The sequence below is a fragment of the Streptomyces inhibens genome (genome assembly GCF_022221585.1).
Taxonomy (GTDB): domain Bacteria; phylum Actinomycetota; class Actinomycetes; order Streptomycetales; family Streptomycetaceae; genus Streptomyces; species Streptomyces inhibens.
In genome coordinates, this window is the sequence record NZ_CP084681.1 from 7,053,115 (window position 1) to 7,066,870 (window position 13,756).

Sequence of the window (13,756 nt, forward strand, 5' to 3'; positions counted from 1 at the left end):
GCGGAGCCCACTCGGGCTCATGCCCAGGCGTATGCCGCCGTTGGCCAAGAGGCGCCGTCCGGGCCCTCCCCTCCCCGTAGCTCCAGTGGTGCAACCCGCGTGGATCGGGTAACTCTCACAAGTAGCGCTGTTCCAGCGGCCGACCGGCCCGCCGGCGCAGAACTCCCGATTCCGCGGCGAGGTGAGCTCCTGATGACCGCTCCATCCATCCGCAACGTTTCCGAGCGCGAAGCACGCCAGGTCGCCGAGGCGGCCCGCGAGCAGGACTGGCGCAAGCCCAGCTTCGCCAAGGAACTGTTCCTGGGGCGCTTCCGGCTCGACCTCATCCATCCGCACCCGACCCCCGCGGTCGACGACGTACGCCGTGGCGAGAAGTTTCTCGCCACACTGCGGGAGTTCTGCGAGACGCAGATCGACGCCGCCCGCATCGAGCGCGAGGCGAAGATCCCGGACGAGACGGTCAATGGGCTCAAGGAGCTCGGCGCGCTCGGCATGAAGATCGACCCGAAGTACGGCGGCCTCGGACTCACCCAGGTCTACTACAACCGGGCCCTGTCCCTGGTCGGCACCGCCAGCCCCGCGATCGGCGCACTGCTCTCCGCGCATCAGTCGATCGGCGTACCGCAGCCGCTGAAGCTGTTCGGCACCAAGGAGCAGAAGGAGACCTTCCTGCCGCGCTGTGCCCGTACGGACATTTCGGCGTTCCTGCTGACCGAGCCGGATGTCGGCTCGGACCCGGCCCGGCTGGCGACGCTGGCTGTCCCGGACGGCGACGACTATGTGCTCGACGGCGTCAAGCTGTGGACCACCAACGGTGTGGTCGCCGATCTGCTGGTGGTGATGGCGCGGGTGCCCGCGTCCGAGGGACACAAGGGCGGCATCACCGCCTTCGTCGTCGAGGCGGACTCGCCCGGCATCACCGTCGAGAACCGCAACGCCTTCATGGGCCTGCGCGGCCTGGAGAACGGGGTGACCCGCTTCCACCGGGTACGGGTCCCCGCCGCCCACCGCATCGGCCCCGAGGGCGCCGGCCTGAAGATCGCGCTGACCACCCTCAACACCGGCCGGCTCTCGCTGCCCGCGATGTGCGTGGGCTCCGGCAAGTGGTGCCTGAAGGTCGCCCGTGAATGGTCCGCGGCCCGTGAGCAGTGGGGCCGGCCGATCGCCAAGCACGAGGCCGTCGGCGCCAAGATCTCCTTCATCGCCGCGACCACCTTCGCCCTCGAAGCGGTCGTCGACCTCTCCTCCCAGATGGCCGACGAGAACCGCAACGACATCCGCATCGAGGCCGCCCTCGCCAAGCTCTACGGCTCCGAGATGGGCTGGCTGATGGCGGACGAGCTGGTCCAGATCCGCGGCGGCCGCGGCTTCGAGACCGCCGACTCGCTCGCCGCCCGCGGCGAACGCGCCGTCCCGGCCGAGCAGATGCTGCGCGATATGCGCATCAACCGGATCTTCGAGGGCTCCACGGAGATCATGCATCTGCTGATCGCCCGGGAGGCGGTGGACGCGCATCTGTCCGTCGCCGGCGACCTCATCGACCCCGACAAATCGCTCGCCGACAAGGGCCGGGCGGCGGCCAAGGCCGGCGGGTTCTACGCCCGCTGGCTGCCCAAGCTCGTCGCCGGACCGGGCCAACTCCCGCGTACGTACCAGGAGTTCGGTCAGCTCGCGGGCCATCTGCGGTTTGTCGAGCGGGCCGCCCGCAAGCTCGCCCGCTCCACCTTCTACGCGATGTCCCGCTGGCAGGGCCGGATGGAGACCAAACAGGGCTTCCTCGGCCGGATCGTCGACATCGGCGCCGAACTCTTCGCGATGAGCGCGGCCTGTGTACGGGCCGAGTATCTGCGGGAGACGGACGACCACGGCCGTGAGGCACAGCAGCTGGCGGATGTGTTCTGCAGGCAGGCGCGGATCCGCGTCGAGGAGCTGTTCGGCCGGCTGTGGACCAACACCGACGAGCTCGACCGCAAGGTCGTCTCCGGCGTCCTCGACGGCGACTACACCTGGCTGGAGGAGGGTGTCATCGACCCCAGCGGCGAAGGCCCCTGGATCGCCGACGCCACCCCGGGCCAGAGCCTGAAGGACACCGTGCGCCGCCCCATCCGCTGAGCGGCCACCGCCTCGACACCTGGGGCCGGTCCGGCGAAGATCCGCCGGACCGGCCCCGGCGCGTGTCTTTCGGATCGGGGCGGCCCCGTGGGCCCGGCATGATCCGAAAGACGCCCTAGGTGTCCACGCCGCCTCGCCGACCGGCCACAATGGACCACATGACGGACTCCCTCGCCCATCCGCACCTGCGTTTCGAGCCGGCCTCCGGCGACCCCGACGGCCCGCGCCGCATCGTGATCCTCGGCTCGACCGGCTCGATCGGCACCCAGGCGATCGACATCGTGCTCCGCAACCCCGACCGCTTCCGGGTGACCGCGCTCTCCGCGGCCGGCGGCCGGGTCGAGCTGCTCGCCGAGCAGGCGCACCAGCTGCGGGTGGCCGCCGTCGCGGTGGCGCGCGAGGACGCGGTGCCCGCGCTGCGCGCAGCGCTGGCCGACCGGTACGGCGCGGGTGAGCCGCTGCCCGAGGTGCTGGCCGGCCCCGACGCGGCCACGGACCTGGCCGCCTCCGACTGCCACACCGTCCTCAACGGCATCACCGGCTCCATCGGCCTCGCCCCGACCCTGGCCGCCCTCCGGGCCGGCCGGGTGCTCGCCCTGGCCAACAAGGAGTCGCTGATCGTCGGCGGCCCGCTGGTCAAGGCCATCGCCAAGCCCGGCCAGATCGTCCCCGTCGACTCCGAGCACTCCGCGCTGTTCCAGGCGCTCACCGGCGGCGACCGCGCCGAGGTGCGCAAGCTCGTCGTCACCGCCTCCGGTGGCCCGTTCCGCGGCCGTACGAAGAGCGAGCTGGCCGATGTCACGCCCGAGCAGGCGCTGGCCCACCCCACCTGGTCCATGGGGCCGGTCGTCACCATCAACTCCGCGACGCTCGTCAACAAGGGCCTGGAGGTCATCGAGGCGCATCTGCTCTTCGACGTCCCGTTCGACCGCATCGAGGTCGTCGTCCATCCGCAGTCCTACATCCACTCGATGGTGGAGTTCACCGACGGCTCGACGCTCGCCCAGGCCAGCCCGCCCGACATGCGGATGCCGATCGCGCTGGGCCTGGGCTGGCCGGAGCGGGTTCCGGACGCCGCACCGGGCGTGGACTGGACGAAGGCGCAGACCTGGGAGTTCTTCCCGCTCGACGAGAACGCCTTCCCGTCCGTCCCGCTGGCCCGCCACGTCGGTGATCTGGGCGGCACGGCCCCGGCCGTGTTCAACGCGGCGAACGAGGAATGCGTGGAGGCGTTCCTCAAGGGCGGGCTGCCGTTCACCGGGATTGTGGATACGGTCGCCGAAGTGGTCGCCGAGGGCTTGGCTTCCGGGATAGTAATGAGCCAAGGCGGAGCGCAGCGGAGCGGCACGCCCGCGCAGGGAACCTCCCTGACCGTCGCGGACGTCCTGGAGGCGGAGACCTGGGCGCGCGCCCGCGCCCGCGAACTGGCCGCCCGTGCGGCACGGACACCTTCGGAGGCTCGCGCATGACGACCTGGATGACCATCCTCGGCATAGTCGTCTTCGTCGTCGGCCTGCTGTTCTCCATCGCCTGGCACGAGCTCGGCCATCTCTCCACGGCCAAGATGTTCGGTATCCGCGTGCCGCAGTACATGGTGGGCTTCGGACCGACGATCTTCTCCCGTAAGAAGGGCGACACCGAGTACGGCATCAAGGCCATCCCGCTCGGCGGCTATATCCGCATGATCGGGATGTTCCCGCCCGGGGACGACGGAAAGCTGCAGGCCCGCTCCACCTCGCCGTTCCGCGGCATGATCGAGGACGCCCGCTCGGCGGCCTTCGAGGAGCTGCAGCCCGGCGACGAGAAGCGGCTGTTCTACACGCGCAAGCCCTGGAAGCGCATCATCGTGATGTTCGCCGGGCCGTTCATGAATCTGATCCTGGCGGTCGTGATCTTCATGAGCGTGCTGATGGGCTTCGGTATCAACACCCAGACCACCCAGGTCGGCTCCGTCTCGGACTGTGTGATCTCGGCCGCCGCCAAGACCGACAAGTGCCCCTCCGGCGCCAAGGACTCCCCGGCCAAGGCTGCGGGTCTGCGGGCCGGCGACAAGATCGTCTCGTTCAACGGCCACGCCGTCCCGGACTGGGGCGCCCTCCAGCGGCAGATCCGCGACACCACCGGGCCCGCCACGCTCGTCGTCGAGCGGCACGGCGCCCGCAAGACGCTGCACGCCGACCTCATCGAGAACAAGGTCGCCAAGACCGACGGACACGGCGGCTATGTCCCCGGCGAGTTCGTCACCGCCGGATTCCTCGGCTTCACCCCGGCCAGTGGCGTCGTCCAGCAGTCCTTCGGCCAGTCCGTGGACCGCATGGGCAACATGGTCGAGCAGGGCGTCTCCTCGCTGGTCCATCTGCCCGCCAAGGTCCCGGACCTGTGGGACGCGGCCTTCAACGGCGGCGAACGCAAGCAGGACTCCCCGATGGGCGTGGTCGGCGCGGCCCGGGTCGGCGGCGAGGTCTTCTCCCTGAACATCCCGCCGGAGCAGCGGGTGGCGACGATGCTCTTCCTGGTCGCCGGCTTCAACCTGTCGCTGTTCCTGTTCAACATGCTGCCGCTGCTCCCGCTGGACGGCGGGCACATCGCCGGCGCCGTGTGGGAGTCCGTCCGGCGGGCCTTCGCCAAGATCGTCCGGCGGCCCGACCCCGGCCCCTTCGACGTCGCCAAGTTGATGCCGGTCGCGTACGTCGTCGCCGGGATCTTCATCTGCTTCACGCTGCTGGTGCTGGTCGCCGATGTGGTGAACCCGGTGAAACTGACCTGAAAGCACGTTTGGCGGCGGCCGGGCACACCCGAGGCGTTTGGGGGTGTCCGGCCGCCCCCTTTCGAGGGGGCACAGGGGAGCGATGTGCTTACGGCAACCCCTGTGCCGTAATCTCGAAGACCGGAGCCCGCCGATTCGGGACCTTGATCCATACCTTGGGGTTGCTCGCCAGATGACTGCCATTTCACTGGGAATGCCGGACGTACCGACCAAGCTCGCCGACCGCCGGGTCAGCCGCAAGATCCAGGTCGGTACGGTCGCCGTGGGCGGAGACGCACCGGTCTCGGTGCAGTCGATGACGACGACGCGGACGTCCGACATCGGCGCGACGCTGCAGCAGATCGCCGAGCTGACGGCCTCCGGATGCCAGATCGTCCGGGTCGCCTGCCCGACGCAGGACGATGCCGACGCGCTGCCCATCATTGCCAGGAAGTCGCAGATTCCGGTCATCGCGGACATCCACTTCCAGCCGAAGTACGTCTTCGCCGCCATCGACGCCGGCTGCGCCGCGGTCCGGGTGAACCCCGGCAACATCAAGCAGTTCGACGACAAGGTCAAGGAGATCGCCAAGGCGGCCTCCGATGCCGGGACCCCCATCCGTATCGGCGTGAACGCCGGCTCCCTGGACCGCCGCCTGCTGCAGAAGTACGGCAAGGCCACCCCCGAGGCGCTGGTCGAGTCCGCGCTGTGGGAGGCGTCCCTCTTCGAGGAGCACGGCTTCCGCGACATCAAGATCTCGGTCAAGCACAACGACCCGGTCGTGATGGTCAACGCCTACCGCCAGCTCGCCGCCCAGTGCGACTACCCGCTCCACCTCGGCGTCACGGAGGCCGGTCCCGCCTTCCAGGGCACCATCAAGTCCGCCGTCGCCTTCGGCGCGCTGCTCAGCGAGGGCATCGGCGACACCATCCGGGTCTCGCTGTCCGCGCCGCCCGCCGAAGAGGTCAAGGTCGGCATCTCCATCCTGGAGTCGCTCAACCTCCGCCAGCGCCGTCTGGAGATCGTCTCCTGCCCGTCCTGCGGCCGCGCCCAGGTCGATGTCTACAAGCTCGCCGACGAGGTCACCGCGGGCCTGGAGGGCATGGAGGTGCCGCTGCGCGTCGCCGTCATGGGCTGCGTCGTCAACGGCCCCGGCGAGGCTCGCGAGGCCGACCTCGGTGTCGCCTCCGGCAACGGCAAGGGCCAGATCTTCGTCAAGGGCGAGGTCATCAAGACCGTCCCCGAGTCGAAGATCGTCGAGACCCTGATCGAAGAGGCCATGAAGATCGCCGAGCAGATGGAGAAGGACGGCGTCGCCTCCGGCAGCCCGGTCGTCTCCGCCGCGGGCTGACCCACCCCGCCGTACAGCCGCCGAGCCCCGCCGCCCGCCCCGGGCCGCGGGGCTCACGGCTGCCCGGGGCACTTGCCACCGCAGCGGCCGGGTGCTCCCGTGCAGGTGGAGGTAAAGTGCCAAGACCTGCTCCCGCCTGGCCTCCCAGGCCCGTAACGGTGAGGCATTCCGACACGTGCTGACGACCACCACCATCAAGGTCCTCGAGCCCGGAGAGCTCGACGACGCTCTCGCGGTCCTGGACCGCGATCCGGTCGCCAATGCCTTTGTCGCCGCCCGCGTACAGATCGCCGGCCTCGACCCCTGGCGGCTGGGCGGCGAGATGTGGGGCTGGTACGTCGACGGCCGGCTGGAATCGCTGTGCTACGCCGGCGCCAACCTCGTCCCCGTCTGCGCCACCTCCGAAGCCATCCGCGGCTTCGCCGAACGCGCCCGCCGCCAGGGCCGCCGCTGCTCCTCCATCGTCGGGCCCGCAGGCCCCACCGCCGAGCTGTGGTCGCTCCTGGAACCGTACTGGGGCCCGGCCCGCGAGATCCGCGCCCACCAGCCCCTGATGGTCACCACCTCGCCGTCCGCCGAGATCGCCCCCGACCCGTACGTCCGGCGGATCCGCAAGGACGAGATGGACCTGATCATGCCCGCGTGCGTGGCCATGTTCACCGAGGAGGTCGGCATCTCCCCGATGGCGGGCGACGGCGGGCTGCTCTACCAGGCCCGGGTCGCCGAACTCGTCGGCTCCGGCCGCTCCTTCGCCCGCATCGAGGACGGCAAGGTCATCTTCAAGGCCGAGATCGGCGCCGCCACCCACCGAGCCTGCCAGATCCAGGGCGTCTGGGTCGACCCCGCCTACCGCGGCAAGGGACTGTCCGAGACGGGCATGGCGGCCGTGCTGCGCTATGCGCTCAGCGATGTCGCGCCCGTGGTCAGTCTGTACGTCAACGACTTCAACACCGCCGCCCGCGCCTCCTACCGCCGGGTGGGCTTCGAGGAAGTCGGCGCGTTCATGAGCGTACTGTTCTGACCCGGCGCCGTTCCGAGCCGCCGCCTTGTACGCTCCGACCATGGATGACGTCGCGGTCGGCCCCCTCGATCTCGCTGCCCGGGTGGACGACGCGCTCGCCGTCCAAGCGCTCGCCTTCGGCCTGAGCAACGAGGAGATCGCCGTCCGCCGGCACATCGTGCTGCGCCATCTCGGCTGCACCGGCGCCCGCGCCCTCGGCGCCACCACCTCCGCCGGCCGGCTCGTCGGCTTCGTCTACGGCATGCCCAACGACCGCGCCCACTGGTGGTCCACCGTCGTCGAGCCCTATCTGCGCAGTGAGGGCCTGGACCACTGGCTCGACGACTCCTTCACCATCACCGAGCTGCATGTCCACCCCGCCTACCAGCACCGCGGCATCGGCCGGGCGCTGATCACCCGCATCACGGACGAGGCGAGCGAACCGCGCTCCATCCTGTCCGCGATCGACATCGAAAGTCCGGCCCGGGGGCTGTACCGCTCGCTCGGCTACCGCGATATCGCGCGGCGGGTGCTGTTCCCCAGCGCGCCCACGCCGTATGCCGTGATGGGGGCGACATTGCCGCTGCTGCGGCCCTGAAGGCGCCGTTCCGCCCGGCCCGGCCGGCCGCCTGTGGTGGAACGCATTTCCTTGCGCCACACCCCTGCGGCTAACCTCCTGGGAGTCACCTTTCTTACGCAGGAGAAACTCCCATGGCCAACGCCGCACAGGTCCAGCGCATGTCCCGCTTGATGATCAAGACACTGCGCGACGACCCGGCCGACGCCGAGACCGCCAGCCACAAGCTGCTCGTCCGCGCCGGGTACGTCCGCCGCTCCTCCGCCGGCATCTGGACGTGGCTGCCGCTGGGCAAGAAGGTCCTGGAGAACGTCTCCCGCATCGTGCGCGAAGAGATGGACGCCATCGGCGGCCAGGAAGTCCTGCTGCCGGCGCTGCTGCCCAAGGAGCCCTACCAGGCCAGCGGCCGCTGGGAGGAGTACGGCGACCTGCTCTTCCGCCTCAAGGACCGCAAGGGCACCGACTACCTCCTCGGCCCCACCCACGAAGAGATCTTCACCCTCACGGTCAAGGATCAGTGCACGTCCTACAAGGACCTGCCGGTGATCCTCTACCAGATCCAGACCAAGTACCGCGACGAGGCCCGCCCCCGCTCCGGTGTGCTGCGTGGCCGCGAGTTCCAGATGAAGGACTCGTACAGCTTCGACACCACCGACGAGGGGCTGGCGCAGTCCTACGCGCTGCACCGCGAGGCGTACCAGAAGATCTTCCAGCGTCTGGGTCTGGACTACCGCATCGTCTCCGCCGTCTCCGGCGCGATGGGCGGCTCCGCCTCCGAGGAGTTCCTGGCGCCCGCTTCGGCCGGTGAGGACACCTTCGTGGACTGCCCGTCCTGCGACTACGCCGCCAACACCGAGGCCGTGACGGTCAAGGTCGCGCCGGTCGACGGCGGCGCGCACGGCCCCGTCGAGGAGCTGGACACCCCCGACACCCCGACCATCGAGGCGCTCGCCGAGCACCTCGGTGTGCCGGCGTCCGCGACCCTGAAGAACCTCCTGGTCAAGGTCGACGGCGAGATCGTCGCGGTCGGTGTCCCCGGCAACCGCGAGGTCGACCTCGGCAAGCTCGGCGAGCACCTTGCGCCGGCCACCGTCGAGCTGGTCACCGCCGAGGACTTCGTCGACCGCCCCGACCTGGTCCGCGGCTACGTCGGCCCGCAGGGCCTGGCCGGCAAGGCGTTCCGCTACATCGCCGACCCGCGCATCGCCCCCGGCACCGCCTGGATCACCGGCGCCAACAAGGAGGGCAGGCACGCCAAGAACGTCGTCGTCGGCCGTGACTTCGAGGTCGACGACTACCTCGACGTGGTGGTCGTCGAGCCCGGCGACCCCTGCCCCAAGTGCGGCACCGGCCTGAAGATCGACCGTGCCATCGAGATCGGCCACATCTTCCAGCTCGGGCGCAAGTACGCGGACGCCTTCGAGCTCGATGTGCTCGGGCAGAACGGCAAGCCGGCCCGGGTCACCATGGGCTCGTACGGCATCGGTGTGTCCCGTGCGGTGGCCGCGCTCGCCGAGCAGACCCACGACGAGTCGGGGCTGTGCTGGCCGCGTGAGGTCGCGCCGGCCGATGTGCATGTCGTCGCGGCCGGCAAGGCCAAGCAGACCGAGCTCGCGCTGGAGGTCGGGGAGCGGCTCGGCGCGGCGGGGCTGCGGGTGCTGGTCGACGACCGGGCGGGTGTCTCGCCGGGTGTGAAGTTCACCGACGCGGAGCTGCTGGGTGTGCCGACCATCGTGGTCGCCGGGCGGCGGGCCGCGGAGGGGGTCGTCGAGGTCAAGGACCGGCGGACGGGTGAGCGTGAGGAGATGACGGTCGAGGAGGCTGTTGCTCGTCTCAGCGCGTGATGTGAGTGATGTGTGATGCGGCGCTGTCGGTCTGTGGCCGGCAGCGTCGTGCTTTTGGTGCCGAACCGATTTCGGCGCTGGGTGTCGCCATTTCGCCGTTGCCGAGCTGGTGTCCGTGGGGTGCGCCTGTTGTACGTGGGTGAGGTCGGTGCCGCACCGGGGTATCTCTCCCCCAGCCTCCGGCCGGGGGCACCCCCACGGGGCATGCGCCCTCGGGTGCGTGCGCAGAATGAGCCCGCTGTTGGCGCAGGTCCCGCTGCGTGGACACCCCGGTACGGCCCCTCCGGTCCGTACGCGGCCGACCGGTCGGTGGGGCGCCTCGTGGGGCTAAAGCCAGGCGGCGAACTCCAGTAGTAGTTCGCCGCGTTGGCGGTCGCCCGTTGCGAGCTCTCGTACGGCCGTGTCCACCGCGCGGTAGAGGGTCCAGTCGCGGAGGCGGTCCCGGTCCACGTCCAGGGAGTCGGCCAGCTTGGTCACTCGGCGGCGGGCCGCGGCGGACGCGCCGGAGCCGGCCATCAGGTCTTCGAAGCGGTCCAGTACCAGTGCGGCGAGGTCGTATGCGCGCTCGCCGACCACGGGGGACGGGCCGATCGCCAGCCAGGGCGAGCGGTCGCCGGCCAGGACCTTGCCCTGGCGGAATGCGCCGTGCAGGAGGAACTCTTCGTCGGATGTGGTGGGGAGGGTGCGGCGTAGTTCCAGTGCCTCGTCCACCAAGGGGGCTGCTGTGGGGGGCAGTTCTTCGGCCGTGCGTAGTGCTTCGGTGGCTTGTGCGGTACGGCCGGACAGGGTCTCGAAGGGGTGGGGTGCGCTTGGCGCTACCCAGAGGCGGCGTACCGTGCCGGCTGCCTCCAGGAGGGCCTTGGCCTCGGGGAGCGAGCGGAGCGACACCCCGGCCTGGAGGCGCTCCAGCAGCAGTGCGCCGGTCGTGTCGTCGGAGCGCAGGAGTCGTACGGCGCCCCAGCCGTCCCATATCTCCAGTGCTGCCGCCTCGTGTGCGGACGCCCGGCCGGGTACCGGGAATTTGAGCGCCGCGGGGGTCCCGTCCTGCTGGTGTACGAGTGCGAGCAGGCTGCTGCGGCCACCGGGGGCGTGCACCCGTTCCAGCGTCAGGTCCCAGGCGTCCAGCTGGTGCTGAACCAGTGTCGGCAGCGCTGTGAGCCACTCCCGCCCGTCCTGATCGCCGCTCAGCGAACTCACCAACCGCTGCGGTGGTTCGATGGGTGCCGTTGCCATGCTTGAGCTGTCCTTTTCCTGGGGCGGAGACCGCGGGGCGGCCGGTCGTTCAGAGCGCGTCGGCGGAGGCGCTCGCGGAGCCGGACGGAGCGGCGGCCGTGGCCCGCTCCACGAGCCCAGGGAAGGCTACGCCGCTGCCGCGCCAGCGCACCGCCCGCACTGCCGCCTCGCGCAGCGCGGCCGCCGCCTCCCGGCGCCTGGCCTTGCCGCCGGCCCGTACGAGATCCGCGTAGACGGCGGCCAGGCGGTCCTCCAGCTCCGCCGCCAGCCGGGCCGCGGCGGCCGCGTCGGGGACCGGGAAGGGCAGTTCGTAGGCGGCGGCCGCGGCCTGCGGGGTGCCGCCCAGATCGCGTACCTCGCGGTGCAGTGCGTCCCGGCGGGCGCGATGTCCGTCGTACGCCGTCTGGGCCTCGGTGCGCCGGTTGCGGGCGATGCGGCCGCCGACCACGCCGTAGCCGTACACGGCTGCGTGCTCGGCGGCCAGCGCTGCCTGCACCGCCGTCAGCTCGTCCTCGTGCCTGTTCGCCATCGTGTGCACGCCCCTCGTCTCGCTCATGCGGTCGGCTCCGTCAGCAGGTAGGCGTGGACCGCGCCGGACGCGGCGACCGAGGCGAGCAGCCGGGCCAGCTCGGGGGGTGCGGTGGTCAGTGCCTGGGTACGGGCGTCGGCGAGCTTGCGCTCCGCGTCGGCGAGCGCCGTGCGGGCGGCCCGTTCGTCCTGGGAAACCGGGGGGCCGGACGGCCGCGCGGCGTGCGACGGCCGGCCGGATGCGGAGGCGCCGGCGTCGTGCGCGGGGGTGCGGTCGTCGGTGAACGCCTCGGCGTGCCGGGCGACTTCGGTGCGCAGCGGGCGCAGCCGCGACTCCAGCGCCGGGTGTGCGGCGAGCGTCGCGTCATAGTGGGTCAGCAGGGTCGTACTGTCGCGGGCCGAGCGCTCGCGCAGTCGGTCGGCGGCGGAGGAGTGCTCGGCCCGGTCGGGGCCGGAGTCCTCGGAGCAGCCCGTGAGCAGGGCGGCGCCCCCGAGGGCGGCACCGGCCAGCAGGGTCCTTCTGCGCGTGAGCGCCACTTTCGGCACGTTGCACTTCCCGGGGTCTTTCGTAGTGATCACCGCAGGCGAGAGTATCCGTGACCACCCACCGAATCGTCAGTACCCCGCCGGAACCGATAGGCTTTGACCCGACACGCGACCTACCCACAACAGCACACGCGGCCGAGGAGTCACCCGGATGAGCACCACCCAGAGCGAGAGGCTGCGCGGATTGCTTGAACCGCTCGTCGCCGCGCGAGACCTGGATCTGGAAGAGATCGAGGTGACACCGGCAGGCAAGCGGCGGGTACTGAGGATCGTGGTCGACTCCGACGAGGGCGTCCAGCTGGACGAGTGTGCCGAGCTGAGCCGCGAGGCCTCCCAGGTCCTGGACGACTCCGAGGTGATGGGCGGCGCGCCGTACACCCTCGAGGTGACGTCGCCGGGCGCCGACCGGCCGCTGACCGAGCTGCGGCACTACCGCCGCGCCGTCGGCCGGCTCATCAAGGCCCAACTCCACGAGGGTGGGGAGCTGGTGGCCCGGATCATCGCCGTCGACGACGCCGGACTTGATCTTGAGGTGCCGGGTGTCAAGGGGCGCAAGCCGAGCGCACGCCGGGTCTTGTTCGACGAGATCGCCAAGGCGCGTGTCGAGCTGGAGTTCAACCGCAAGTCCGACAAGCGCGACGCGCAGCACGACGAGAAGATCGACGAGAACAAGGAGGAGGCGTAGCCGTGGATATCGACATGAGTGCCCTGCGGGGTCTGGTGCGGGAGAAGGAGATCTCGTTCGACCTGCTGGTCGAGGCGATCGAGTCGGCCCTCCTCATCGCCTACCACCGCACCGAAGGCAGCCGCCGGCGGGCGCGGGTGGAGCTGGACCGCAGCACCGGCCATGTGACGGTGTGGGCGAAGGAAGACCCGGAGGATCTGGAGGAGGGTGCCGAACCGCGCGAGTTCGACGACACCCCGTCCGGCTTCGGGCGCATCGCGGCGACCACCGCCAAGCAGGTCATCCTGCAGCGGCTGCGGGACGCCGAGGAGGAGATCACCTTCGGCGAGTTCGCCGGACGTGAGGGCGATGTCATCACCGGCGTCGTCCAGCAGGGCAAGGACCCCAAGAACGTCCTGGTCGACATCGGCCGGATGGAGGCCATGCTGCCGGTGCAGGAGCAGGTCCCCGGTGAGGACTACACGCACGGCACGCGACTGCGCTCGTACGTCGTACGGGTGGTCAAGGGCGTACGCGGTCCCTCGGTGACGCTGTCGCGCACCCATCCCAATCTGGTGAAGAAACTGTTCGCCATGGAGGTGCCGGAGATCGCCGACGGGTCGGTGGAGATCGCCGCCATCGCGCGGGAGGCCGGGCACCGTACGAAGATCGCGGTGCGGTCCACGCGCTCGGGGCTGAACCCCAAGGGTGCCTGCATCGGCCCGATGGGCGGCCGGGTGCGCGCCGTGATGGCCGAGCTGCACGGCGAGAAGATCGACATCGTGGACTGGTCGGACGACCCGGCCGAGCTGGTGGCGAACGCGCTGTCGCCGGCCCGGGTCAGCAAGGTCGAGGTCGTGGACCTGGCGGCGCGCTCCGCCCGGGTCACCGTCCCCGACTACCAGCTGTCGCTGGCCATCGGCAAGGAAGGGCAGAATGCCCGGCTCGCCGCCCGCCTCACGGGCTGGCGGATCGACATCCGGCCGGACACCGAGCAGCACGCACCGCAGGGCTGAAATCACCTGCGGTAGCCGGCGCGCGCCGCGGCCCTCCGGGAAATTCGGTGGTGCCGCGGCCGTCCGCCGGGAATTCTGAGCAGCGCTCCGGCCTTTACCCCATCGGGGTAGGGCTGGCGCGGGGAGGTAGACTTAAGCA

General features: G+C 70.6%; 12 protein-coding genes. 9 read left to right on the plus strand and 3 right to left on the minus strand.

Annotated elements, in window-relative coordinates:
* The first annotated feature begins 192 nt into the window (after positions 1–192).
* From KI385_RS32000 to KI385_RS32030, 7 genes are all read left to right on the plus strand, one after another.
* Positions 193–2,112, plus strand: coding sequence for an acyl-CoA dehydrogenase family protein (locus tag KI385_RS32000; RefSeq protein ID WP_238575555.1), 1,920 nt, complete (start codon positions 193–195; stop codon positions 2,110–2,112).
* Positions 2,113–2,270: 158 nt separating this feature from the next.
* On the plus strand, positions 2,271–3,581 hold the full coding sequence (gene dxr, locus KI385_RS32005; protein WP_238575556.1) for a 1-deoxy-D-xylulose-5-phosphate reductoisomerase: 1,311 nt from the start codon (positions 2,271–2,273) through the stop codon (positions 3,579–3,581).
* Positions 3,578–4,879 (plus strand): M50 family metallopeptidase, encoded by a 1,302-nt coding sequence (locus KI385_RS32010; RefSeq protein ID WP_238575557.1) that lies wholly within the window; start codon positions 3,578–3,580, stop codon positions 4,877–4,879. The genes dxr and KI385_RS32010 overlap by 4 nt, the downstream gene beginning before the upstream one ends.
* Positions 4,880–5,051: 172 nt before the next feature.
* The gene (ispG, locus tag KI385_RS32015; RefSeq protein ID WP_128511612.1) at positions 5,052–6,209 is read left to right on the plus strand and encodes a flavodoxin-dependent (E)-4-hydroxy-3-methylbut-2-enyl-diphosphate synthase; all 1,158 of its coding nucleotides are present in this window, start codon (positions 5,052–5,054) and stop codon (positions 6,207–6,209) included.
* A 175-nt stretch (positions 6,210–6,384) separates the two neighbouring features.
* Positions 6,385–7,230, plus strand: coding sequence for a GNAT family N-acetyltransferase (locus KI385_RS32020; RefSeq protein WP_238575558.1), 846 nt, complete (start codon positions 6,385–6,387; stop codon positions 7,228–7,230).
* A gap of 40 nt (positions 7,231–7,270) precedes the next feature.
* Positions 7,271–7,807 (plus strand): GNAT family N-acetyltransferase, encoded by a 537-nt coding sequence (locus tag KI385_RS32025; protein WP_238575559.1) that lies wholly within the window; start codon positions 7,271–7,273, stop codon positions 7,805–7,807.
* A 113-nt stretch (positions 7,808–7,920) separates the two neighbouring features.
* Positions 7,921–9,630: a proline--tRNA ligase gene (locus tag KI385_RS32030; RefSeq protein WP_238575560.1), complete on the plus strand. Its 1,710-nt coding sequence runs from the start codon at positions 7,921–7,923 to the stop codon at positions 9,628–9,630.
* A 327-nt stretch (positions 9,631–9,957) separates the two neighbouring features.
* On the opposite strand, the gene KI385_RS32035 is transcribed toward KI385_RS32030, so the two are convergent.
* From KI385_RS32035 to KI385_RS32045, 3 genes are read right to left on the minus strand one after another with little or no spacing between them, the layout of a single operon-like run.
* A complete protein-coding gene (locus KI385_RS32035) occupies positions 9,958–10,863 on the minus strand; it encodes an aminoglycoside phosphotransferase family protein (protein ID WP_238575561.1) in 906 nt (301 codons plus the stop codon).
* 49 nt (positions 10,864–10,912) lie between these two features.
* Positions 10,913–11,419 carry a ferritin-like domain-containing protein gene (locus KI385_RS32040; protein ID WP_425356994.1) on the minus strand — a complete coding sequence of 169 codons (507 nt, stop codon included), beginning with the start codon at positions 11,417–11,419 and terminating at the stop codon, positions 10,913–10,915.
* Positions 11,416–11,928: a hypothetical protein gene (locus KI385_RS32045; RefSeq protein ID WP_238575562.1), complete on the minus strand. Its 513-nt coding sequence runs from the start codon at positions 11,926–11,928 to the stop codon at positions 11,416–11,418. The genes KI385_RS32040 and KI385_RS32045 overlap by 4 nt, the downstream gene beginning before the upstream one ends.
* 160 nt (positions 11,929–12,088) lie before the next feature.
* Between KI385_RS32045 and rimP the strand changes: the two genes are divergently transcribed.
* On the plus strand, positions 12,089–12,622 hold the full coding sequence (gene rimP / locus KI385_RS32050) for a ribosome maturation factor RimP (protein ID WP_238575563.1): 534 nt from the start codon (positions 12,089–12,091) through the stop codon (positions 12,620–12,622).
* A 2-nt stretch (positions 12,623–12,624) separates the two neighbouring features.
* Positions 12,625–13,617, plus strand: coding sequence for a transcription termination factor NusA (gene nusA / locus KI385_RS32055; RefSeq protein WP_128511619.1), 993 nt, complete (start codon positions 12,625–12,627; stop codon positions 13,615–13,617).
* The last annotated feature ends 139 nt before the right edge of the window (positions 13,618–13,756 follow it).